We start from the raw sequence: 22,330 nt of genomic DNA, 5'->3' as shown, positions 1-22,330 counted from the left end.
GGACGGCGATGAACAATCCACCGCAGTTTACTTGGGACGATCTGCAGTTTTTTCTAGCCGTCGCCCGCACTGGACAGCTGTCGACCGCGGCCCGCCAGCTGCGCTCCAGCCATGCCACCGTCTCACGCCGCATCGACCGGCTGGAGTTCACCCTCAAGGTTAAGCTGTTCGAGCGCAACCCGCGCGGCTATGTCTTGACCGCCATGGGCACGCGCTTCGTCGAGACGGCCGAAAGGATGGAGCAGGAGACCGAGCGGCTGCGCGCCGACCTCGCCGACGGCTCGATGGCGCAACGCGGCCTCGTGCGGCTGAGCGCGCCGGAGGGTTTTGCCAATTTCTTCTTCGCAACCGTGCTGCCGCAGTTTGCCGCCCAGCATCCGCATCTGGCGCTGGAACTGGTGACGATCCAGCAGATCATGTCGCTGTCGCGCAAGGAGGCAGATCTTTCCGTCGTGCTCGATGAGCCGAAGGGCGGGGCTTATTTCGCCGAGAAGCTGACGGACTACCACCTGCAGGTCTATGGCTCGCGCGACTATCTGGCGAAGGCCGCGCCGATCACCTGCCGCGAAGACCTGCTCGGCCATCCCTTCGTCAGCTATATCGAGGAGATGATTTTCGCGCCGGGCCTCGATTATCTGGGCGATGTGCATCCGCGCATCAAGCCGCAGTTTCAAAGCTCCAGCATCTTCGCGCAGCTCACCGCCACCAGAAACGGCCTCGGCCTCTGCATCCTGCCCTATTTCTTCGCCAGCCGTTATCCCGAACTCGTGCGCGTGCTGCCCGAGGAGATCGACCTCAAGCGCCATTACTGGATCACCTGCCATCGCGACCTGAAACAGGCGCCGCGCGTGCGCGCCGTCATCGATTTCCTGCGCGAGGCGGTGCGCGGCGAGGATGCGCGCTTCGTGCCACCCTATGTCACCGCCGCCGGCCCGGCACGCCGGGCAAGGTCGGATGTCTAGTTACTTCAGGAACTCGGCCCGGTGCGGGGTAAAGGCGTCGATCAGCCGGCCCTTTTCCAGCGCCCTGACGCCGTGGACGAGATTGGGGGGCACGATGAAGCTGCCGCCCTGCCGCAGCACCTCGGTCCGGCCGTCGATCGTCACTTCGAAGCTGCCCTCAGCGACATAGCTTGCCTGGATGTGCGGATGCGAATGCGCCGCACCCACGGCACCGCTCTCGAAGGCCACTTCCACCAGCATCATCTCGGGCAGATAGGTCATGATGCGCCTGACGACGCCGGGCTCGGGATTGACCCACTCGGCGCCTTCGGCCGATACGAACAGATCGCTTGACGACATTTCCGCCTCCTCATTGCAGAATCGATCGCGGGCAAAGTGGATCATGCCGGCGCTTTTGAAAAGATGGCGCGGCCCGTCTTTTCGAGACTGCCGCCTTCTGTTGACGCGGTCGGCTGGCGGGTCTATGGCCAACTTGAGCGAGGCAAGCCAGAACCGGGATGAGGAGACGCCGCCATGCAGCATACGCGCGAAGTTTTCGACTGGGCCGATCCGTTTCGGCTGGTGGAGCAGCTGACCAGCGAAGAGCGCATGGTGCAGGACACCGCCCATGCCTATGCGCAGGAAAAGCTTGCTCCCCGCGTTCTCGACGCCTTCCGCAATGAAAAGACCGATCCTGAGATCTTCCGCGAAATGGGCGAACTCGGCCTGCTCGGCCCGACGATCTCGCCGGATTATGGCGGCGCCGGCCTCGGCTACGTCGCCTACGGCCTGATCGCCCGCGAGGTCGAAAGGGTCGACAGCGGCTACCGCTCGATGATGAGCGTGCAGTCCTCGCTCGTGATGGTGCCGATCGAAACCTTCGGCTCCGAGGCGCAGAAGCTGAAATACCTGCCGAAACTCGCCACTGGCGAATGGATCGGCTGCTTCGGCCTGACCGAACCGGATCACGGCTCCGACCCCGGCTCGATGGCGACACGCGCCAAAAAGGTCGATGGCGGCTACAGCCTCACCGGCTCGAAGACCTGGATCTCCAACGCGCCGATCGCCGACGTCTTCGTCGTCTGGGCAAAAACCGAGGACGGCCTCATCCGCGGCTTCATCCTCGAAAAGGGCTGGAAAGGACTTTCGGCCCCCGCCATCCACGGCAAGGTGGGCCTGCGCGCCTCGATCACAGGCGAAGTGGTGATGGACGGGGTCTTCGTGCCGGAGGAAAATCTTCTGCCTGGTGTGACCGGCCTGAAGGGACCGTTCACCTGCCTCAACTCGGCCCGCTTCGGCATCGCCTGGGGCGCACTCGGCGCCGCCGAGGATTGTTATGCCAGAGCCCGGCAATATACGCTGGAGCGCAAGCAGTTCGGCCGGCCGCTTGCTGCCAACCAGCTGATCCAGAAGAAACTCGCCGACATGGCGGCGGAAATCTCGCTCGGCCTTCAGGGCTGCCTGCGGCTTGGCCGCATGAAGGAAGAAGGCCATCCGCCGGTGGAGCTGACCTCGATCCTCAAGCGCAACAGCTGCGGTAAGGCGCTGGAGATCGCGCGCGCGGCCCGCGACATGCTCGGCGGCAACGGCATCTCCGACGAATTCGGCATTGCCCGTCATCTCGTCAACCTCGAAGTGGTCAACACCTATGAGGGCACGCACGACATCCACGCGCTGATCATCGGCCGGGCGATCACCGGCATTGCCGCCTTTGCGAACTAGTGCATGCCGCCCAAAAGTGTGCAGCGGTTTTGGGACAACGGCATGCATAAAACAAAGACTTAAAGCGCGTCACATGATTCCGATTCGACGCGACGCGCTTTAGCGCATTGGCGCGAAAGGGCGAATTGCCACGCGCCTGACAATGTGCAACCTTCCCTCACGACGGCAAGAGCCGGCAAAAAGGGGGATCATGCATGTTTCTGCTTCTTGCATTGCTGATTGGTGTCATTGCCGGGCTTCGCGCCATGACGGCGCCCGCCGCCGTCGCCTGGGGCGCAGCACTTGGCTGGTTCGATGTCTCGCAGACGCCGCTTGCCTTCATGGGTTACCAGTGGACGCCCTGGATCTTCACGCTTCTCGCCGTCGTCGAACTGATCACCGACCAGCTGCCATCGACGCCGTCGCGCAAGGTGCCGGTGCAATTCGGCGCCCGCATTGTCACGGGCGCGCTGGCCGGCGCCACGATCGGTGCAGCCAGCGGCCTGCTTTTCGGCGGGCTGATCGCCGGCGTGATCGGCGCCGTCATCGGCACATATGGTGGCGCCGCCGTCCGCAGCAGGCTTGCCGCCTCCTTCGGCAAGGATCTGCCGGCCGCTCTCATCGAAGATGCCGTCGCCGTCATCGGCGCGGTGCTGATCGTGGGAGCCGTCGCATGAAAAGTTTCGACGCCATCGTTATCGGCGCCGGCCAGGCCGGCCCGTTTCTTGCCGCCAGGATGGTCGAAAAGGGCATGAAGGTGGCGCTGATCGAGCGCAAGTTCCTCGGCGGCACCTGCGTCAATGCCGGCTGCATGCCGACGAAGACGCTGGTCGCCAGCGCCCGCGCCGCCCATGTCGCAAGAAACAGCGCTGCTTACGGCGTCAATATCCCTGGCGAGATCGCCATCGACATGAAGGTGGTCAGGGCGCGCGCCGAAACCGTGACCATGAACGCCCGCAACGGCCTGATCGGCTGGCTTACCGGCATGGAGGGCATGACCGTTATCTACGGCCACGCCCGTTTTGAGGATCCGAAGACCGTCAGCGTCCACGGCGAGACGCTGACCGCACCGCGCATCTTCCTCAATGTCGGCGCGCGGCCGGTCATCCCCGACCTGCCCGGGATCAACGATATCGATTATCTCACCAGCACCTCGATCATCCATCTCGACACGCTGCCCCGGCATCTGGCCGTCATCGGCGGCAGTTATATCGGGCTGGAATTCGCGCAGATGTATCGCCGCTTCGGCGCCGAAGTCAGCGTCATCGAGCATGGTCCGAAGCTCGCATCGCGTGAGGACGAGGATATATCCGACGCGATCGCCGATGTCCTGCGCTCGGAGGGGATCGACATTCATACCGGCGCCAGCGACATCGCCTTCGCCAAGAGCAGCGACGGAATAACGGTCGCCACCGATTCAGCGAGGATCGATGCGAGCCATGTGCTGATTGCCACCGGACGCAAGCCGAACACCGACGATCTCGGCCTCGATGCCGCCGGCGTGATCACCGGCAAGCACGGCTATATCACTGTCGACGACAGGCTTGCCACCAATGTCGACGGCATCTGGGCGCTCGGCGACTGCAACGGCCACGGCGCCTTCACCCACACCTCCTACAATGATTTCGAGATCGCCGCCGCCAATCTCATCGACGGCGACGATCGCAAGGTCTCGAGCCGCATCCCAGCCTATGCGCTCTACATCGACCCGCCGCTTGGCCGTGTCGGCATGACGGAAAAGCAGGCGCGCGCCTCGGGACGAAGGATCATGATCTCGACCCGGCCGATGAGCCGCGTCGGCCGCGCCAATGAACGCGGCGAGATCAAGGGCTTCATGAAGGTGATCGCCGACGCCGAGACCAAAAAAATCCTCGGCGCGGCGATCCTCGGCATCGAGGGCGACGAGGTGATCCACGGCATCATAGACGCGATGAATGCAGGAACGACCTATCCCGCATTGCAATGGTCGGTGCCGATCCATCCGACGGTGTCGGAGCTGATCCCGACGCTGCTTGGAGATTTGAAGCCGGTTTAACCCTGAACTGATGCTTCAAAAAGCCGGCCGGGAACAGCTGGAGGCGGATTGCGTGTCTATCGAACTGCTGATCGAGAATTACGGCCTGCTGGCCATATTTCTGGGCGCCGCCTTCGAAGGCGAAACAGCCGCGTTTCTCGGGGGCGTGATTTCCCATCGCGGGCTGCTGACTTATGGGGCGGCGTCGCTTGCGGCAACGGCGGGCTCCTTCGCTGGCGATCAACTATGGTTCTTCGTCGGTCGTTATGCCGTTCAATGGGGCTTTGTCCGCCGGCTGATGGAAAAGCCGGCGCTGGCGCGTGCAACCCGGCTTCTGGAAAGATATCCCACCGGCTTCATCTTTGCGTTTCGTTTTCTGGTGGGGCTGCGCACGATCAGCCCGATCGTCATCGGGACGACGCGAATAGCGACCGGAAAATTCATCATCCTGAATGCCGTGGCCGCGCTGGTGTGGGGGCAGTTTTTCACGGCGCTCGGTTATTTGTTCGGGCACGGCATCCAACAGACATTGGGCCACCTTCCCCTTCATCGTCATCTGCTCATCGCAGTCGGAGCCGCGGCTGTCGTCGCAGCCGCGGCTCTTGCCTTTCGCAAGATGAAACTGAGCGCCAGGGACTCATAGGAGCAGACTGGCTCTACTCCATCACGATCTGCAGCTTCACGTCGCTCGGCCGCGCCTCAACGGCGCGATCAAACGCCTTGATCGAATCTTCGAACTTAAAGGTCTCGGAAATCAGCGGCTTCAGATCCACGCGTCCCGAGCCGAGCAGCGCGATCGAGCGCTCATACTGATGCGCGTAGCGGAACACCGTCTCGATGCGGATTTCCTTGGTGGATGCCGTCGAGACGTCGAAGCCGATCGGATTGACCGGCAGGCCGACGACGACGATGACGCCGCCCGGGCGCGGCAGCGCCATGATCGTCTCCCAGGCCTTCGGCGAGCCGGAGCATTCGAAGACGACATCGGCGCCCCAGCCGTCGGTCAGCCGGGCAACCTCTTCGGCCAGGTTCTTCTCGCGGATATTGACCGGAATGACGCCCTGGTACTGTGCGGCGATATCGAGCTTCGGCTGGGCGAGATCGGCGACGATCGCGCGGGCGCAGCCGCCGGCAAGGGCCGCGATCGCCACCATCGTGCCGATCGGCCCGGCGCCGAGGACGACGGCAGTGTCGCCCGGCGTAATCTTCGCCTTGGCGGCCGCCTGCATGCCGACGGCGAAAGGCTCGACCATGGCGCCTTCGGCAAAGCTGACATTGTCGGGCAGCTTGAAGGTGTAGTTGGCGGGATGCACGACCTCGGGCGTCAGCACGCCGTGGATGGGCGGGGTCGCCCAGAAGGTCACGGCCGGGTCGATATTGTACATGCCGAGCCGGCTTGCCTTGGAATTCGGATCGGGAATGCCCGGCTCCATGCAGACGCGGTCGCCGACTTTCAGATGCGTGACGCCGGCGCCGACCTCGACCACCGTGCCCGCCGCCTCATGGCCGAGCACCATCGGCGCGTTGACGACGAAGGGGCCGATCTTGCCGTGCGTGTAATAATGCACGTCGGAACCGCAGACGCCGACCGTGTGGATCCTGATCTTCACCTCGCCGGGGCCGGTTTCGAGCGGCAGATCGATATCGCGAAGCGCAAGCTCATGCTGGCGCTCGAGGACAAGCGCACGGACTTTGGTCATTGTCGGTTTCCTTCCCTAATGGCTTGCCCATGACTCCATCGGGCAGCGTCGAAGCCGACTATAAGGCCCGAAGCCTTCCCAGTTCAACTGGATTGCGAAGGCTTTTGCTCAGCAAATGAAAAAATGCTCACGCGGACTTGCCGAGGCTCCTTACCGGCAGCGGCTCGTCCGAAAACTGCGCCAGCCGGGTCCGATGGCGAGCGGCCTCAGAAGGGCATTTATAAGATTTTTATATAGATGGCCTGTCGTCCGTCTCGAACCTTTATGCGCTTCGGCTCCATATTGATGTCCGAGAGATCGAAAAGATCATCTCCACGCCAGAAAGCATGAAAGGCGGCCTCCCAGCGCCCTTTGTCTTGTCTGACTCCAAGAAGAACAACAGGAGTCACGATCATGATGGATATCATTCTACTCGGCACCGCGATCATATTCTTCGCGCTGTGCTTTGCCTACACCCGAGCCTGCGACAGGCTTTGACTGGAGAAACGACGATGACCCTCGATTATGTCTTGAGCGGTGCCGTAACCGTGTTTCTCACCGTTTACCTCACCTACGCTCTCCTTCGCCCAGAACGCTTTTGAAGAGAACTGGCTGCTTCTTGGTCGCGCATGCGCGACCAAGAAGCAGCCGGGTATTGAAAGTTTACCTCCATGACCCTCAACGGATGGCTTCAGATCCTGCTTTACTGCGGGATTGTCCTCGTGCTCGTCAAACCGCTCGGCGGCTACATGACGCGTGTCTACAATGGCGAGCGCACATTCCTCTCCCCAGTCCTCGTTCCGATCGAACGGGGGCTTTACCGTATTGCGGGCACAAGCGAGCGCGAGGAGCAGCATTGGACCTCCTATGCCTTCGCAATGCTGATGTTCAACCTGCTTGGCGTCCTCGTCCTCTACGCGCTCCTGCGCCTGCAGGACATCCTGCCCTATAATCCGGCCGGCATGGCCGCCGTCCCGCCGGAGCTTTCGTTCAACACCGCCGTCAGCTTTCCCACAAACACCAACTGGCAGAATTACGGCGGCGAAAGCACCATGTCGTATCTGACCCAGATGGCCGGCTTCACGGTGCAGAACTTCCTGTCGGCCGCGACCGGCATGGCGATCGCTGTCGCCTTCATCCGTGCCTTCGCACGGGCGTCGGGCAAGGCGATCGGCAACTTCTGGGTCGATATGATCCGCGGCACGTTCTACATCCTGCTGCCGATCTGTATCGTGCTGACCATCGTCTACGTCTATCTCGGCGTGCCGCAGACGCTCGGCGCCTATGTCAATGCAACCACGCTCGAAGGCGCGCAGCAGACGATTGCCGTCGGCCCCGTCGCCTCGCAGCTTGCGATCAAGATGCTCGGCACCAACGGCGGCGGCTTCTTCAACGCCAATTCGGCCCATCCGTTCGAAAATCCCGACGCGATCTCCAACCTCATCCAGATGGTCTCGATCTTCGCGATCGGTGCGGCTTTGACCAACGTCTTCGGCCGCATGGTCGGCAATCAGCGCCAGGGCTGGGCGATCCTTGCGACAATGGGCGTCCTGTTCCTCGCAGGCGTCATCGTCACTTATTGGGCGGAAGCTGCCGGCAACCCGCTGATGCACGCTTTCGGTCTCGGCGGCGGCAATATGGAAGGCAAGGAAGTCCGCTTCGGCGTCGCCCTGTCTTCGCTCTTTGCGGTCATCACCACGGCCGCCTCCTGCGGCGCGGTCAATGCCATGCATGGCAGCTTCACTGCGCTCGGCGGCCTCATCCCGCTGATCAACATGCAGCTCGGCGAAGTCATCGTCGGCGGTGTCGGCGCGGGCTTCTACGGCATCCTTCTGTTCATCATCGTCGCCGTCTTCGTCGCCGGCCTGATGGTCGGCCGCACGCCGGAATATCTCGGCAAGAAGATCGAGGCGAAGGAAATGAAGATGGCCGTTCTCGCCATCCTCTGCCTGCCGCTCGCGATGCTGGTCTTCACCGCGATCGCCACAGTGCTGCCCTCCGCCGTCGCCTCGATCGGCACGGCCGGCCCGCACGGCTTCTCCGAAATCCTCTATGCCTACACCTCGGCTGCGGCCAACAACGGCTCGGCTTTCGGCGGCCTGACGGGCAATACGCCCTGGTACAACATCACCCTTGGCTTGGGCATGCTGATGGGCCGCTTCCTGGTCATCATCCCGGCGCTTGCTATCGCCGGTTCGCTGATCGCCAAGAAGTCGGTTCCGGCCTCGGCAGGCACCTTCCCGACGGATGGTCCGCTCTTCGTCGGCCTGCTCGTCGGCACGATCCTGATCGTCGGCGGCCTGACCTTCTTCCCGGCCTTGGCGCTCGGCCCCATCGTCGAGCACCTGGTCATGATCGCCGGCCAGACCTTCTGAGGTGATGCCATGATCCTCCGTCACAGGCTTCGCAACGCCTTCCACTCACGTCCCGGTGCGCCGGGACGTGGGAATGGCCCGAGACCCCAAGCCTCCGACATCATCCTGGTGATGATGGCAGGCCTCCTCGTCATCGACGCCATCTTCAAAATCTTACAGGGCTGACCGGCTTCCGGTTCGCCATCCTCGTTTCAAAGCTGGAGTCTCTTATGAGCCAGGCAAAATCCGCGAGCGTCATGGATTCTCGCATCCTCATTCCGGCCGTGGGGGCCGCTTTCAAGAAGCTCAACCCCCGCGCGCTTGCCAGAAACCCGGTCATGTTCGTCGTGGCCACGGTCTCGGTGCTGACCACCGTCCTCTTCCTGCGCGATCTGGTGGCAGGCAACGGCAATCTCGGCTTCTCGTTCCAGATCAATCTCTGGCTCTGGTTCACCGTGCTGTTTGCCAATTTCGCCGAAGCCGTCGCCGAAGGCCGCGGCAAGGCGCAGGCGGATTCGCTGCGCAAGGCGCGCACCGAAACTCAGGCGAAGCTGCTCACCGCCAATAATGGCAGCGGCTATCGCATGGTGCCGGGCACCAGCCTCAAGGTCGGCGACCTCGTGCTCGTCGAGGCCGGCGACATCATCCCGTCGGACGGCGAGGTCGTCGAAGGCGTGGCCTCCGTCAATGAAGCGGCGATCACCGGCGAATCCGCCCCGGTCATCCGCGAATCTGGCGGCGATCGCTCGGCGGTGACCGGCGGTACGCAGGTGCTTTCCGACTGGATCCGTGTCCGCATCACCGCGGCTGCCGGCTCGACCTTCCTCGACCGGATGATCGCACTCGTCGAAGGTGCGGAGCGCCAGAAGACTCCGAACGAGATCGCGCTCAACATCCTGCTTGCCGGCATGACGCTGATCTTCGTGCTCGCGACGGCGACGATCCCGAGCTTTGCCATCTATGCCGGCGGCTCGATCCCGATCATCGTGCTCGTCGCCCTCTTCGTCACGCTGATCCCGACGACGATCGGTGCGTTGCTGTCGGCGATCGGCATCGCCGGCATGGACCGCCTCGTCCGCTTCAACGTGCTCGCCATGTCCGGCCGTGCGGTCGAAGCCGCTGGCGACGTCGACACGCTGCTGCTCGACAAGACGGGCACGATCACGCTCGGCAATCGCCAGGCGACGACCTTCCGCCCGGTTCGCGGCGTGTCCGAACAGGATCTCGCCGATGCCGCCCAGCTCGCCTCGCTTGCCGACGAAACGCCGGAAGGCCGCTCCATCGTCGTGCTCGCCAAGGAGAAATATGCGATCCGCGGTCGCGACATGGCAAGCCTCAAGGCCACCTTCGTGCCCTTCACCGCCCAGACCCGCATGAGCGGCGTCGATCTCGAAGGCGCTTCGATCCGCAAGGGTGCGGTCGATGCCGTGTTGGCCTATGTCAACGGCGACGCATCCTCGAAGAACGGCAGCGAGGTCGTGCGTGAACTGCAGTCGATCGCCGACGAGGTCGCCAAATCAGGCGGCACGCCGCTGGCCGTTGCCCGCGACGGCAGGCTGCTCGGCGTCATCCAGTTGAAGGACATCGTCAAAGGCGGCATCCGCGAGCGCTTCACCGAGCTTCGCCGGATGGGCATCCGCACCGTGATGATCACAGGCGACAACCCGCTGACGGCAGCCGCCATCGCCGCCGAGGCCGGCGTCGACGACTTCCTCGCCCAGGCAACGCCGGAGATGAAGCTGGCGCTGATGCGCGAGGAACAATCGAAGGGCAAGCTCGTCGCCATGTGCGGCGACGGCACCAACGATGCGCCGGCACTTGCCCAGGCCGATGTCGGCGTCGCCATGAACACCGGCACGGTCGCCGCCCGCGAAGCCGGCAACATGGTCGATCTCGACTCGGACCCGACGAAGCTCATCGAGATCGTCGAGATCGGCAAACAGCTGTTGATGACGCGCGGCGCGCTGACGACGTTTTCGATCGCCAACGACATCGCCAAGTACTTCGCCATCATCCCGGCGATGTTCCTGACCTTCTACCCGCAGCTCGGCGTGTTGAACATCATGGGGCTTTCGACGCCGCAAAGCGCCATTCTCTCGGCGATCATCTTCAACGCGCTGATCATCATCGCGCTGATCCCGCTATCGCTGAAGGGTGTGCGCTACCGTCCGATCGGCGCCGGCGCGCTCTTGTCGCGCAACCTGCTGATCTACGGTGCCGGCGGCATCATCGTCCCCTTCATCGGCATCAAGGCGATCGACATGACTGTCGCAGCCCTCGGCCTTGCCTAACTGAACATTCGAAGGAGTAAGACAATGTTGAAAGAACTTCGTCCGGCGGTCGTCATGATCGTTGCCACCACCGCCATCACCGGCCTTCTCTATCCGCTCGCCATGACCGGTGCCGCCCAGGCCCTCTTCCCGACCCAAGCGAACGGCAGCCTGATCGAGAAGAACGGCCAGGTGATCGGCTCGACGCTGATCGGCCAGGCCTTCACCAGCGACAAATATTTCCACGGCCGCCCTTCGGCCGCCGGCGACGGCTACAATGCCGCCGCCTCCAGCGGCTCGAACCTCGGCCCGACCAGCCAGAAGCTGATCGACCGCGTCAAGGGCGACTATGAGGCCGCCAAGGCGGCGAACCCGAACGCGGAGGTGCCCGCCGACCTCGTCACCGCTTCGGGCAGCGGCCTTGATCCTGACATTTCGCCGGAGGCTGCCTATTTCCAGGTGGCGCGCGTCGCCAAGGCGCGAAGCCTTGACGAGGCCAAGGTCAAGGCGCTGGTCGACGGCGCTGTCCAAGACCGCGAAATCGGCCTTCTCGGCGAACCCACAGTCAATGTTGTGGCGTTGAACCAGAGCCTTGATGCTTCTATGACTCAGTGAGTTTGGCAGGCTGGGGCGCCTCTGTGGGCCAGGGCGAGTTTGGCGAGAAGGCCCTCGGGCTTGACCCGAGGATCCATTGCCGTCGCCGCTGGTGGATGCGATGTGGATGCTCGGGTCAAGCCCGAGCATGACGGAGGGTGGGGCGGCTGAACTGACTTGATGAGGGATACGGAGACGCAAGGCGTCCCCCGGCAGCCATTTGCAGAAAGACCACACGCATGCCAGACGACAATCGCGACCAGGCCGGCAGGCCCTCGCCCGATGCGCTTCTCGAAAAAGCCCGGGCTGAGACGCGCGGCCGTCTGAAGATCTTTCTGGGTGCCGCCCCCGGCGTCGGCAAGACCTATGAGATGCTCGTCTCCGGCCGTGCCAAGATCGCCGACGGTCTCGATGTCGTCATCGGCGTCGTCGAGACCCATGGCCGCAAGGAGACCGAGGCGCTCGTCGCCGGCTTCGAGATCATCCCCCGTGTCGAAATCAGCTACAAGGGCCGGCCGCTCGAGGAAATGGACCTTGACGGCATCCTCACCCGCCGGCCCGATCTCGTGCTGGTCGACGAACTCGCCCATACCAATGCCGAGGGCAGCCGCCATCCGAAGCGCTACCTCGACGTCAAGGAATTGCTCGATCGTGGCATCGACGTCTATACGACGTTGAACATCCAGCATGTCGAAAGCCTGAACGACGTCGTCTCGCAGATCACCCGCATCCGCGTGCGCGAGACGGTGCCGGACTCGATCATCGACCTCGCCGACGACGTCGAGATCATCGATCTGACGCCGGATGATTTGATCAAGCGCCTGCATGACGGCAAGGTCTACATGCCGCGCACCGCCGAGCGGGCGCTGACCAACTACTTCACGCCAGGCAATCTGACAGCGCTGAGAGAACTCGCGCTGCGCAAGACCGCCCAGCGCGTCGACGACCAGCTGCTCACCCATATGCAGGCCCATGCCATATCGGGCCCCTGGGCGGCGGGCGAACGGGTTCTCGTCTCTGTCGACCACCATCCGCGCTCCGCATCGCTGGTGCGCTACGCCGCCCGCATGGCCTCGCGCCTGCGCGCGCCCTGGGCAGCCGTCTATATCGAGACCAACCGCTCGATCAACCTTAACGAAGCCGAGCGCGATACGGTCGCAGCGACGCTGCGCCTCGCCGAGCAGCTCGGCGGCGAGGCGATCACCCTCCCCGGTCGCGAAGTCGCCGAAGAACTCGTCCGCCATGCCACCGCCAACAACGTCACCCATATCGTCATCGGCGCCCCGAAGAAGCCGACATGGCGCGACTGGTGGGGCCACTCGATCACCGACGAGCTGATCCGCAAAACCGGCGAGATCAGCGTTCACGTCATATCGGGCAATGAGAAGGACGGCACCACCGCGCGCGGCGTCCGGGCGGCGGTCGCTGCGCCTGCGCTGGATTTCAGGGCCTACCTGCTGGCGAGCGGCTATGTCGCCATCGCGCTCGGGGTCAGCATCGTACTCGACCAGGTGCTCGACGTGCGCAACCTCGCCCTCGTCTTCCTGATGGCGGTGCTGACCTCCGCCGTCCTCCACGGCCTGCGGCCGGCGCTTTACAGCTGCATTCTCAGCGCGCTTTCCTTTAACTTCTTCTTCCTGCCGCCGCGTTACACGTTGACGATCAGCGATCCGGAAAGCGTGCTCGCGCTCTTCTTCTTCCTGGGCGTCGCGATCATCGCCAGCAATCTGACCGCGACCGTGCAGCGCCAGGCAGCGGCCGCCCGGCAGCGGGCGCGCACGACGGAAGATCTCTATCTCTTCTCCAAAAAGCTCGCCGGCACCGGCACGCTCGACGACGTGCTCTGGGCGACCGCCTTCCAGCTCGCCTCGATGCTGAAGGTCCGCGTCGTTTTGCTGCTGCCGGAAGAAGGCACCATCGTCGTCAAGGCCGGCTATCCGCCCGACGACACGCTCGACGATGCCGATATCGCCGCCGCCCGCTGGGCCTGGGAGCACAATCACGCCGCCGGCCGCGGCGCCGATACCCTGCCTGGTGCCAAGCGTCTCTACGTGCCGCTGAGAACCGGACGCGCCGCCGTCGGCGTCATCGGCCTCGACAGTGATCGCCGCGACGGCCCGCTGCTGACGCCGGAGCAGCAGCGCCTCCTCGACGCGCTGGCTGACCAGGCGGCCCTTGCCATCGAGCGCATCCAGCTCGTTGCCGATGTCGACCGGGCAAGGCTTGCAGCCGAAGCCGACCGGCTGCGCTCGGCGCTGCTCACCTCGATCTCACATGACCTGAAGACGCCGCTTGCCGCCATTCTCGGCGCCGCCGGCACGCTGCGCGACTATTTCGCCTCGATGCCGGAAGACGATCGCAGCGATCTGCTCTCGACCGTCGTCGACGAATCCGAACGTCTCAACCGCTTCATCGCCAACCTGCTCGACATGACCAAGATCGAATCCGGCGCGATGGAGCCGAACCACGCGCTGCATTATGCCGGCGATATCATCGGCAGCGCGCTGCGCCGGGCCGCAAAGATCCTCGATCATCACAAGACCGAAATGAGCATTCCCGCCGACCTGCCGATGGTGCGCGTCGACCCTGTCCTCTTCGAGCAGGTGATCTTCAACCTGCTCGACAATGCCGCGAAATACGCGCCCGAGGGATCGGTGATCCAAATCGGCGGCTGGGCCGATGCCGACAACGTCGTCGTGCAGGTCTCGGACGAAGGCCCGGGCATTCCGCCGGCCGATCTCACCCGCGTCTTCGACACGTTCTACCGCGTGCGAAAGGGCGATCAGGTGCGCGCCGGCACCGGGCTTGGCCTTTCCATCTGCCGCGGCTTCATCGAGGCCATGGGCGGCACGATCATCGCCGGCAACCGGACGGGCCGTCCGGGCGCCGTCTTCACCATCCGCCTGCCGAAACCCACCGACATTCCGAAACTGGATGAACTCCGATGACCGGTTCAGCCGTCAAAATCCTCGTCGTCGACGACGAGCCTCCGATCCGCAAGCTGCTCCGCGTCGGCCTGACCGCGCAGGGCTACGAGGTGCAGGAAGCGCCGAACGCCAGCGCCGCCCGTCAGTCGGTCGCCGACGTCATGCCCGACCTCATCGTGCTCGACCTCGGCCTGCCCGACAAATCAGGCCACGACCTACTGCAGGAGTGGCGCGACGAAGGGCTTTCCATGCCGGTCGTCATTCTGTCCAGTCGCACCGACGAGGCCGGCATCGTCAAGGCGCTGGAAAGCGGCGCCGACGATTACGTCACCAAGCCCTTCGGCATCAACGAGCTCGGCGCCCGCATCCGCGTGGCGCTGCGTCACCGCCTGCAGCAGCAGGGGGAAAAGGCGATCTTCCAGACCGGCGGGCTGTCGATCGATCTCGTCAAGCGCATCGTCAAGGTCGACGGCGCAGAAATAAAGCTGTCGCCGAAGGAATACGACATCCTGCGCGTGCTCGCCCAGCATGCCGGCAAGGTGCTGACACACCAGTTTCTTCTAAAGCAGATATGGGGGCCGGCGGCTGATGTGCAGTATCTGCGCGTCTATGTCCGGCAACTGCGGCAAAAAATCGAGCAGATTCCGGACCAGCCGCACTATATCACCACCGAGACCGGCGTCGGCTACCGGCTCAGGGAACCGGACTGAAGTCCCTTCCCTTCCGCTGCCCGAACAGTATCGAGCCCGAACAGCATCGAGAATGACATGAACCTTCCCAACATCATCCGGCCGGAACACACCTTCATCGGCGTGTCGGCGCCGACCAAATGGCGCGCGCTGCAGACCATAGCCGACAAGGCGGCCAAGGCTTTCTCGGTCGACGGCCAGACCATCCTGAAGGCGCTGGAAGCGCGTGAGAAGCTCGGCTCGACGGGGATCGGCAACGGCATCGCCATCCCGCATGCGGCGATCGACGGCATGACCAGCCCGCGCGGCCTTCTCCTCCGCTTCGCCCAGCAGTTGGATTTCGAGGCAATCGACGATATCCCGACCGACATCGCCTTCGTGCTGCTCTTCGGAGAAAACAATCGTGGCGAATATCTGAACGTGCTTTCCGCGATCGCCAGGCGGCTGCAATCGGACGGCGTGCTTGCCGCCATGCGCAAGGCAAGAACGGTCGACGAATTCTATTCCGATTTCATCGCCGATTCACGGGTGTGACGCCCAAAAACCGCTCACACTTTTCGGCATGATAAAAAAGGCGCGGCCCGAAGGTCGCGCCCGCTCGTCTGCAATTAGACTAAGTTAGAGCGGTTCAGCTTAACGCTGAACCGCTCTAATCTTTTGATTTTACGCAAGTCCGGACGGAAAACCGCTTCGCACTTTTCCTGGAATTGCTTTAGAAATCGCGCTGGAAGCGCAGGAAGCCGAACACTTCGTCGTCGCCTTCGTCCTCATCGTGATATTGCACGCTGAGCTTCGAACGCAGGTCTTCGACGATCTGGTAGTCGATGGTGACACCGGTCGTGTAAGCGCTGCCGCCGGTGAAGCCATTGCCGTCAGCCTCGAGAGCGATGTTTTCGAAGTACTGGAAGCCGGGAGTGACCTTCCACTTGTCGTTGATCTTCAAGGCGTATTCTGCTGCGATCGTCCATTCGGACTCTTCGTAGTAGTAGTTGGCGCCGCTTGCCCATACGCCGGCGATGCCGAGAGTGCCCGGGCCGATGTCGGCATAGACGATACCGCGGACAGCGACTTCGCTGGTGTCGGTGTCATAACCGGCAAGCAGGTAAGCGCTGATGGCGCCGGCCTTGTAGGAAACCTGGCCTGCGACACCGAAGTTGTTCGGGCCTTCGCCCGGCTTGGTGGCGTAGTCATCTTCCAGTTCGTCGACCGAAATGCCGGCCGCGAAAGCGCCGGACTCGTACTGATAACGGATCGAGTTGTGGGTCGTCTCGTTGCTGGCGAGCGTATCTGTCTCGCCGCTCATGTCGTCATCCCACCAGCTGTACAGCTTACCAGCGCGGAAACCGGCAATGTCGAGATAGCCCTCATCCAGCAAAGCTTCCTGATCGGAGGCGTTGTCGACATTGTAACGCAGCGTGATGACGCCGGTGAGCGTACCATACTCGGTGTCGTTCTTGGCCTGGAAGGTGACCTGACCGCGAGTCCAGAAGTTTACGTCGGAATCGCCGGAAATCTGCTCACCGAAGCGCACTTCGGTACGGATGTAACCGCCGATCGAAAGGCATGTTTCCGTTCCCGGAATATAAAAATAGCCGGTACCGTAGGCGTCGCAAACGCGAACATATTCCACGGGCTCGGGTTCCGCCGCCACGATGGCGTCGGCTGCGCGGGCTCCGGAGGCCGCGGCAAGGGCGGCAACGGAGGCAAAAAGGATAGTTCTGATATTCATTTTGAATGGCCCTAACAGGTTTGGAATGCGAGGCGCACTTCAAGGGATGCCCCCGCGTAGCGGTCGGTGAATACGGCCGCACGGAGGCCATATAGGAATCCGCAAGTGTCATCGCGGCAAAAACTTGTCAAAAATCAGCATCACCATGGCGCTTTAGTGGAGGAACTGTGGCCGAAAAAACACGGCTCGGCGCCAGGACGGCATCTGATACCAATTGGCCGCGGCCAACTTCGTCTATTTCAAAATTGCCTCTCAAATGGAATGACATTCTACCGGTAGTGCCGCAACCGGAAGAACCTTTGTTTCATTATACGACCGACTTGATAGAGTTAAGACAGAAACAGGAGGGTTCCCATGCAGACACAACGGCTCACCCGGCTCATCGCAGCGGCGGTCATGGCAGGCAGCTTCGCAATCGGAAGCATTGCTCCCGCATTCGCGGATCAGACGCTGCTTAACGTCTCTTACGATCCGACCCGCGAATTGTACAAGGATTTCAATGCCGCCTTTGCCGCCAAGTGGGAAAAGGACAGCGGTGAAACCGTGACGATCCAGGCCTCGCATGGCGGTTCCGGCGCCCAGGCCCGCTCCGTCATCGACGGTCTCGACGCCGACGTCGTCACGCTTGCCCTCGAAGGCGATATCGACGCCATCGCCAAGGCGACCGGCAAGATCCCGGCCGACTGGAAGACCAAGTTCCCCAACAATTCGACGCCCTATACGTCGACGATCGTCTTCCTCGTCCGCAAGGGCAACCCGAAGGGCATCAAGGATTGGGGCGACCTGATCAAGGACGATGTTCAGGTCATCACCCCGAACCCGAAGACATCGGGCGGCGCCCGCTGGAACTTCCTTGCCGCCTGGGCATGGGCCAAGCAGGCGAATGGCGGTGACGAAGCCAAGGCGCAGGAATACGTTGCGAAACTGCTGCAGCATGTTCCGGTTCTCGACACCGGCGCTCGCGGCGCCACGACCACCTTTGTCCAGCGCGGCCTCGGCGACGTGCTGCTCGCCTGGGAAAACGAAGCCTATCTTTCGCTCGAAGAACTCGGTCCCGACCAGTTCGAGATCGTGACGCCGGCCTTCTCGATCCGCGCCGACCCGCCGGTCGCCATCGTCGACGGCAATGTCGACAAGAAGGGCACGCGCAAGGTCGCCGAAGCCTATCTCAACTACCTCTATTCGGACGAAGGCCAGAAGATTGCTGCCAAGCACTACTATCGGCCGACCAAGCCGGAAGCCGCCGATCCGGCTGACATCGCCCGCTTCCCGAAGCTGACGCTCGCGACCATCGACGACTTCGGCGGCTGGAAGAGCGCACAGCCGAAATTCTTCGGCGATGGCGGGGTATTTGACCAAATCTACAAGCCGGCCCAATAATAGACTTCATGAAAGCACATAGCCCCACGCGGTGGCGGTTCAAGCGGCCGAGCGTCATTCCGGGTTTCGGAATGGCGCTCGGCCTTACCTTGACCTGGCTCACCCTTCTGATCCTCATCCCGCTTTCGGGCCTTGCCGTCCGGTCGAGCGCGCTCGGCTGGGAGAAATTCTGGTCGATCGCGCTCGATCCGCGCACGCTGAACGCGCTGCGCATCAGCTTTGGCAGCGCCTTCATCGCCGCGATCGTCAACGCCGTCTTCGGCATCATCCTCGCCTGGGTGCTGGTGCGCTACCGCTTTCCCGGCAAGCGCGTCATCGATGCCATGGTCGACCTGCCCTTTGCGCTGCCGACCGCCGTTGCCGGCATCGCGCTGACGACGCTCTACGCGCCGAACGGCTGGATCGGCCAGTTCCTGACGCCGCTCGGCATCAAGATCGCCTTTACACCGGCCGGTATCGTCGTGGCGCTGATCTTCGTCGGCCTGCCCTTCGTGGTGCGCACTGTGCAGCCGGTCATGGAGGAAATCGACAAGGAAGTGGAGGAGGCTGCGGCAACGCTCGGCGCCAATCGCTTCCAGACGATTTTCCGCGTGCTGCTGCCGGGGCTGGCGCCCGCCGTGCTCACCGGCTTTGCGCTCGCCTTTGCCCGCGGCGTTGGCGAATACGGCTCGGTCATCTTCATCGCCGGCAACCTGCCGTTCAAATCGGAGATCGCGCCGCTGCTGATCATCATCAAACTCGAAGAGTATAATTACGCCGCAGCGACCGGCATTGCGGCGATCATGCTGATCATCTCGTTCGCCATGCTGCTCGTCATCAATCTCATCCAGAGCTGGAGCAGGCGGAGGTACGGTTATGGCGCTTGATGCGACCGCTCAACCGGCAAAGCTGCGTTCGGTGACCACCGAAAACAGGATCGCGCGCTTCACCCTGATCATCCTCTCGCTCGTCTTCCTGTTGCTGATCCTGCTTCTGCCGCTCGCAGCCGTCTTCGTGGAAGCCTTTCGCAAGGGAGCCGGCCCCTTTCTCGAGGCGCTAGCAGACGCCGAGACCTTCTCGGCGATTCGCCTGACGCTGATCGTTGCCGGCGTCAGCGTGCCGCTCAATCTCATCTTCGGGGTTGCCGCCGCCTGGGCGATCGCCAAGTTCGAGTTCAAGGGCAAGGCCTTCCTGACGACGCTGATCGACCTGCCCTTCTCGGTATCACCCGTCATATCGGGCCTGGTTTTCGTTCTGCTGTTCGGCTCCAGTACCTGGCTCGGCCAGTGGTTCAGCGCTCACGACATCAAGATCCTGTTTGCGGTGCCGGGGTTGATCCTCGCCACCATGTTCGTCACCTTCCCCTTCGTCGCCCGCGAGCTGATCCCGCTGATGCAGGAACAGGGAACGGCCGATGAGGAGGCAGCCCTTTCGCTCGGCGCCAGCGGCTGGCAGACCTTCTGGCACGTGACGCTACCGAATATCAAATGGGGCCTGCTTTACGGGGTACTGCTCTGCAACGCCCGCGCCATGGGCGAATTTGGCGCCGTCTCGGTGGTGTCAGGCCACATCCGCGGCCAGACCAACACCATGCCGCTGCAGGTGGAAATTCTCTATAACGAGTATAATTTTACCGGCGCTTTTGCGGTCGCCACGCTTTTGGCCTTGCTCGCGCTCGTAACTCTTGTTTTGAAGACGCTGCTGGAAATGCGCTATAGCGCCGAAATCGCCGCCAGCCGACGGCACTGAAGGATTTGGAATGGAAGTACGCGTTCAAAACATTCGCAAGGAATTCGATCGTTTTCCGGCGCTGCACGATGTCTCGCTCGACATCCGCTCCGGCGAGCTGATCGCACTGCTCGGTCCTTCGGGCTCCGGCAAGACGACATTGCTGCGGCTGATCGCCGGCCTCGAAAGCCCGACGGAGGGACTGATCTTCTTCGGCGACGAGGATGCCTCGAAGAAATCAGTGCAGCAGCGCAATATCGGCTTCGTCTTTCAGCACTATGCCCTCTTTCGCTATATGACGGTGCTCGAAAACGTCTCCTTCGGCCTCAAGGTCAGAAACAGCGCGCGGCGGCCGCCTAAGGCCGATATCCGCCGGCGGGCGCTCGAACTGCTCGACCTCGTCCAGCTTTCCGGTCTGGAAAAGCGCTATCCGGCCCAGCTTTCCGGCGGCCAGCGCCAGCGTGTGGCGCTCGCCCGCGCCATGGCCGTCGAGCCGAACGTGTTGCTGCTCGACGAACCCTTCGGCGCGCTCGACGCCCAGGTGCGCAAGGATCTGCGCAAATGGCTGCGCGATATCCACGACCGTACCGGCCATACCACCGTCTTCGTCACCCACGACCAGGATGAGGCGCTGGAGCTTGCCGACCGCGTCGTCGTCATGAGTCAGGGCGCGATCGAACAGGTCGGCACGCCGGACCAGGTCTACGACAATCCGAATTCGCCCTTCGTCTTCGGCTTCATCGGCCAGTCGAACTGCCTCGAGGTCGAGGTGGCCGACAGCGACATTCGCTTCGAAGGCCGCTCGCTCGGCCTCAATGCCGACGGCGAGCCGGATGGCACGGCGCAGCTCTATTTCCGCCCGCATGACGTCAGGCTCTGCGAATCAGCTGAAAACTGTATCGCCGGCCAGCCGGTTTCCAGCCGCCGCGTCGCCGGCACCCGCCATATCGAATTGGATATCGGCAACGATCGCCCGCATATCGAGATCGAATTGCCGCCGAGCGAGGCCGACAGGCTCGACCGCAACCGGGTGGCTTTCAAGCCGACCCGCTGGAAACTGTTCCGCAGTTGATGGAGACGGGGCCGCGATCAACCGCGCCGCGCGTCTTTTCGACAGCAGCAAAGGGAGCCGTAACACTTTGAATTGCTGCATGATTTTATCCTTAAATCGATTCCGATTTAAGGAATATGCATGAGGTCACCGCCGGAATCGCATTTGGCGAGAGTCCCTTGGGCTTTTTGTGATCTAAGGTTGTTTGTATTTCAGTCATATGACGAGTAAAACGTTTTCACTTAATTACAAAGGGCTGGACTGATCCCATAGGAGGCACCTGGCGTTGAGGGCGGAGATTTCCTTTGGAAAATCCCTGATCGGGATTTTGTTCGTAGGACTGGCAGCTGCAAGCTGCACGACGACACCGAAACCGGCGGCAACGGCGGCGAACACCAAGACGAAGCAGGGTCAACCGGCAAAAGTCACGTTCAATTATACGGCTAAGGATCGCGACTGCCTGCAGCGCGCGATGTATTTCGAATCGCAGCATTCGGACGAGGACGGCTACATGGCTGTCGGGACCGTTGTCATGAACAGGCTCACCTCCGGCGCCTATCCCCCCTCAATCTGCGGCGTCGTGGCCCAGAAAAGGCAATTTGCGCCCGGCGTGATGACGCGAGAAGTCAAGCCGCAGGCGGAAACCGAGCTTGCGAGCGCGGCCGATGCGATCCTTATCAAGGGCGCCCGCCATCCTGCGGTGAAGGATGCGATGTTCTTCCACACCGATGGGCTGAAATTCCCCTACGACAACATGCACTACGTGACGGTCGCCGGCGGCAACGCCTTCTACGAGAAGCGCGACTCCAACGGCATGCTTCAAACGCCGCCGCCGCTGCCCTCCTACGAGGTGGCGATGAATTATGTGCCCGGCGAAAGCATGCTGCCGCCGCAATTCGAGGCCCTGATACCCTCGGCGGTTCCCGTTCCTCTGCCGGCTCCGGACCCCATGGCCACAGCGAGCACGGCGCAGATGCAGATCACTGCACCGGTGACCGCGCCGGAAACATCGCCGGTAACATCGGTCGAGCCCGAGCCGGGAATGCCCATCGCGATCCCCACGCCCCGGCCCGCCTATGACAGCGTGATGCTGCGTGAAAGCCTTCCGGCGAACGGCGGTTAAACCCGCCACGCTGGTGCTGTCATTAAGGCAAGAGCGCGCCTAGATGTGAGCTTTCAGGAGGTTGTCCATTCGGAGCGGATTTAGGAGACTGGAGTTACCACACCTCAGTTTTCCAGGATCACTCCGAATGAACATCCATAAGAATGCCCGACTGACACCGTTGCGTCGAGA

Annotated in this window: 20 protein-coding genes; 17 read left to right on the top strand and 3 right to left on the bottom strand. The window is 62.5% G+C overall.

Translation table 11 applies throughout. From position 1 onward, the window contains the following. The first annotated feature begins 8 nt into the window (after positions 1 to 8). A complete protein-coding gene (locus B5P46_RS13520; RefSeq protein ID WP_129419096.1) occupies positions 9 to 962 on the top strand; it encodes a LysR family transcriptional regulator in 954 nt (317 codons plus the stop codon). Here the strand turns inward: B5P46_RS13520 and B5P46_RS13515 are convergent, their stop codons facing one another. After that, the gene (locus B5P46_RS13515) at positions 963 to 1,301 is read right to left on the bottom strand and encodes a cupin domain-containing protein (protein WP_129419095.1); all 339 of its coding nucleotides are present in this window, start codon (positions 1,299 to 1,301) and stop codon (positions 963 to 965) included. Positions 1,302 to 1,475: 174 nt separating this feature from the next. Here B5P46_RS13515 and B5P46_RS13510 point away from each other — a divergent pair, with 174 nt between their 5' ends. The 4 genes from B5P46_RS13510 (at position 1,476) to B5P46_RS13495 (ending at position 5,299) form a co-directional block, all read left to right on the top strand. Then, entirely contained in the window at positions 1,476 to 2,663 is a 1,188-nt protein-coding gene (locus B5P46_RS13510) for an acyl-CoA dehydrogenase (protein WP_129419094.1), read from the top strand. A 194-nt stretch (positions 2,664 to 2,857) separates the two neighbouring features. After that, positions 2,858 to 3,319, top strand: a complete 462-nt coding sequence (locus B5P46_RS13505) for a DUF4126 family protein (protein WP_129419093.1) — start codon at positions 2,858 to 2,860, stop codon at positions 3,317 to 3,319. Beyond that, positions 3,316 to 4,677 (top strand): FAD-containing oxidoreductase, encoded by a 1,362-nt coding sequence (locus B5P46_RS13500; protein WP_129419092.1) that lies wholly within the window; start codon positions 3,316 to 3,318, stop codon positions 4,675 to 4,677. The genes B5P46_RS13505 and B5P46_RS13500 overlap by 4 nt, the downstream gene beginning before the upstream one ends. A gap of 52 nt (positions 4,678 to 4,729) precedes the next feature. Beyond that, positions 4,730 to 5,299: a DedA family protein gene (locus tag B5P46_RS13495; RefSeq protein WP_129419091.1), complete on the top strand. Its 570-nt coding sequence runs from the start codon at positions 4,730 to 4,732 to the stop codon at positions 5,297 to 5,299. A 13-nt stretch (positions 5,300 to 5,312) separates the two neighbouring features. Here B5P46_RS13495 and B5P46_RS13490 read toward each other — a convergent pair whose 3' ends face one another. Next, complete coding sequence (locus B5P46_RS13490; RefSeq protein WP_129419090.1) at positions 5,313 to 6,356, bottom strand: NAD(P)-dependent alcohol dehydrogenase; 1,044 nt, start codon at positions 6,354 to 6,356, stop codon at positions 5,313 to 5,315. A 491-nt stretch (positions 6,357 to 6,847) separates the two neighbouring features. Between B5P46_RS13490 and B5P46_RS13480 the strand changes: the two genes are divergently transcribed. The 7 genes from B5P46_RS13480 (at position 6,848) to B5P46_RS13450 (ending at position 15,703) form a co-directional block, all read left to right on the top strand. Further along, positions 6,848 to 6,937: a K(+)-transporting ATPase subunit F gene (locus B5P46_RS13480; protein ID WP_003547774.1), complete on the top strand. Its 90-nt coding sequence runs from the start codon at positions 6,848 to 6,850 to the stop codon at positions 6,935 to 6,937. A gap of 69 nt (positions 6,938 to 7,006) precedes the next feature. Further along, on the top strand, positions 7,007 to 8,710 hold the full coding sequence (gene kdpA / locus B5P46_RS13475; protein ID WP_129419088.1) for a potassium-transporting ATPase subunit KdpA: 1,704 nt from the start codon (positions 7,007 to 7,009) through the stop codon (positions 8,708 to 8,710). A gap of 209 nt (positions 8,711 to 8,919) precedes the next feature. Next, a complete protein-coding gene (gene kdpB, locus B5P46_RS13470; RefSeq protein WP_129419087.1) occupies positions 8,920 to 10,980 on the top strand; it encodes a potassium-transporting ATPase subunit KdpB in 2,061 nt (686 codons plus the stop codon). A gap of 24 nt (positions 10,981 to 11,004) precedes the next feature. Next, the gene (gene kdpC / locus B5P46_RS13465) at positions 11,005 to 11,574 is read left to right on the top strand and encodes a potassium-transporting ATPase subunit KdpC (protein WP_129419086.1); all 570 of its coding nucleotides are present in this window, start codon (positions 11,005 to 11,007) and stop codon (positions 11,572 to 11,574) included. Positions 11,575 to 11,792: 218 nt separating this feature from the next. Next, positions 11,793 to 14,501, top strand: a complete 2,709-nt coding sequence (locus B5P46_RS13460) for a sensor histidine kinase (RefSeq protein WP_129419085.1) — start codon at positions 11,793 to 11,795, stop codon at positions 14,499 to 14,501. After that, positions 14,498 to 15,190 (top strand): response regulator transcription factor, encoded by a 693-nt coding sequence (locus B5P46_RS13455; RefSeq protein ID WP_129419084.1) that lies wholly within the window; start codon positions 14,498 to 14,500, stop codon positions 15,188 to 15,190. The genes B5P46_RS13460 and B5P46_RS13455 overlap by 4 nt, the downstream gene beginning before the upstream one ends. 57 nt (positions 15,191 to 15,247) lie before the next feature. Beyond that, on the top strand, positions 15,248 to 15,703 hold the full coding sequence (locus B5P46_RS13450; RefSeq protein WP_129419083.1) for a PTS sugar transporter subunit IIA: 456 nt from the start codon (positions 15,248 to 15,250) through the stop codon (positions 15,701 to 15,703). Between the two features lie 178 nt (positions 15,704 to 15,881). On the opposite strand, the gene B5P46_RS13445 is transcribed toward B5P46_RS13450, so the two are convergent. Then, positions 15,882 to 16,898 (bottom strand): porin, encoded by a 1,017-nt coding sequence (locus B5P46_RS13445; RefSeq protein WP_129419082.1) that lies wholly within the window; start codon positions 16,896 to 16,898, stop codon positions 15,882 to 15,884. Positions 16,899 to 17,252: 354 nt separating this feature from the next. Between B5P46_RS13445 and B5P46_RS13440 the strand changes: the two genes are divergently transcribed. The 5 genes from B5P46_RS13440 (at position 17,253) to B5P46_RS13420 (ending at position 22,159) form a co-directional block, all read left to right on the top strand. Beyond that, positions 17,253 to 18,278, top strand: a complete 1,026-nt coding sequence (locus B5P46_RS13440) for a sulfate ABC transporter substrate-binding protein (RefSeq protein WP_129419081.1) — start codon at positions 17,253 to 17,255, stop codon at positions 18,276 to 18,278. Positions 18,279 to 18,286: 8 nt separating this feature from the next. After that, positions 18,287 to 19,144 carry a sulfate ABC transporter permease subunit CysT gene (cysT, locus tag B5P46_RS13435; RefSeq protein WP_128459644.1) on the top strand — a complete coding sequence of 286 codons (858 nt, stop codon included), beginning with the start codon at positions 18,287 to 18,289 and terminating at the stop codon, positions 19,142 to 19,144. Then, positions 19,134 to 20,006 (top strand): sulfate ABC transporter permease subunit CysW, encoded by an 873-nt coding sequence (cysW, locus tag B5P46_RS13430; RefSeq protein ID WP_129419080.1) that lies wholly within the window; start codon positions 19,134 to 19,136, stop codon positions 20,004 to 20,006. The genes cysT and cysW overlap by 11 nt, the downstream gene beginning before the upstream one ends. Before the next feature lie 10 nt (positions 20,007 to 20,016). Then, the gene (locus B5P46_RS13425) at positions 20,017 to 21,057 is read left to right on the top strand and encodes a sulfate/molybdate ABC transporter ATP-binding protein (RefSeq protein WP_129419079.1); all 1,041 of its coding nucleotides are present in this window, start codon (positions 20,017 to 20,019) and stop codon (positions 21,055 to 21,057) included. Positions 21,058 to 21,322: 265 nt separating this feature from the next. After that, positions 21,323 to 22,159 carry a cell wall hydrolase gene (locus B5P46_RS13420; RefSeq protein WP_129419078.1) on the top strand — a complete coding sequence of 279 codons (837 nt, stop codon included), beginning with the start codon at positions 21,323 to 21,325 and terminating at the stop codon, positions 22,157 to 22,159. The last annotated feature ends 171 nt before the right edge of the window (positions 22,160 to 22,330 follow it).

This window comes from Rhizobium leguminosarum (assembly GCF_004123835.1).
In the GTDB taxonomy this organism is placed as follows: domain Bacteria; phylum Pseudomonadota; class Alphaproteobacteria; order Rhizobiales; family Rhizobiaceae; genus Rhizobium; species Rhizobium leguminosarum_M.
Note: the sequence above shows the minus strand (reverse complement) of the source record. Positions and strands in the feature narration are given on the sequence as shown.

Bases quoted from the DNA above. Each gene is read 5' to 3' on its own strand.
- B5P46_RS13450 (WP_129419083.1), top strand. From the start codon at position 15,248: ATGAACCTTCCCAACATCATCCGGCCGGAACACACCTTCATCGGCGTG.
- B5P46_RS13480 (WP_003547774.1), top strand. From the start codon at position 6,848: ATGACCCTCGATTATGTCTTGAGCGGTGCCGTAACCGTGTTTCTCACC.
- cysW (WP_129419080.1), top strand. From the start codon at position 19,134: ATGGCGCTTGATGCGACCGCTCAACCGGCAAAGCTGCGTTCGGTGACC.
- kdpB (WP_129419087.1), top strand. From the start codon at position 8,920: ATGAGCCAGGCAAAATCCGCGAGCGTCATGGATTCTCGCATCCTCATT.
- kdpC (WP_129419086.1), top strand. From the start codon at position 11,005: ATGTTGAAAGAACTTCGTCCGGCGGTCGTCATGATCGTTGCCACCACC.
- B5P46_RS13520 (WP_129419096.1), top strand. From the start codon at position 9: ATGAACAATCCACCGCAGTTTACTTGGGACGATCTGCAGTTTTTTCTA.
- B5P46_RS13440 (WP_129419081.1), top strand. From the start codon at position 17,253: ATGCAGACACAACGGCTCACCCGGCTCATCGCAGCGGCGGTCATGGCA.
- B5P46_RS13460 (WP_129419085.1), top strand. From the start codon at position 11,793: ATGCCAGACGACAATCGCGACCAGGCCGGCAGGCCCTCGCCCGATGCG.
- B5P46_RS13500 (WP_129419092.1), top strand. From the start codon at position 3,316: ATGAAAAGTTTCGACGCCATCGTTATCGGCGCCGGCCAGGCCGGCCCG.
- B5P46_RS13515 (WP_129419095.1), bottom strand. From the start codon at position 1,301: ATGTCGTCAAGCGATCTGTTCGTATCGGCCGAAGGCGCCGAGTGGGTC.
- cysT (WP_128459644.1), top strand. From the start codon at position 18,287: ATGAAAGCACATAGCCCCACGCGGTGGCGGTTCAAGCGGCCGAGCGTC.
- B5P46_RS13490 (WP_129419090.1), bottom strand. From the start codon at position 6,356: ATGACCAAAGTCCGTGCGCTTGTCCTCGAGCGCCAGCATGAGCTTGCG.
- B5P46_RS13445 (WP_129419082.1), bottom strand. From the start codon at position 16,898: ATGAATATCAGAACTATCCTTTTTGCCTCCGTTGCCGCCCTTGCCGCG.
- B5P46_RS13505 (WP_129419093.1), top strand. From the start codon at position 2,858: ATGTTTCTGCTTCTTGCATTGCTGATTGGTGTCATTGCCGGGCTTCGC.
- B5P46_RS13510 (WP_129419094.1), top strand. From the start codon at position 1,476: ATGCAGCATACGCGCGAAGTTTTCGACTGGGCCGATCCGTTTCGGCTG.
- kdpA (WP_129419088.1), top strand. From the start codon at position 7,007: ATGACCCTCAACGGATGGCTTCAGATCCTGCTTTACTGCGGGATTGTC.
- B5P46_RS13455 (WP_129419084.1), top strand. From the start codon at position 14,498: ATGACCGGTTCAGCCGTCAAAATCCTCGTCGTCGACGACGAGCCTCCG.
- B5P46_RS13425 (WP_129419079.1), top strand. From the start codon at position 20,017: ATGGAAGTACGCGTTCAAAACATTCGCAAGGAATTCGATCGTTTTCCG.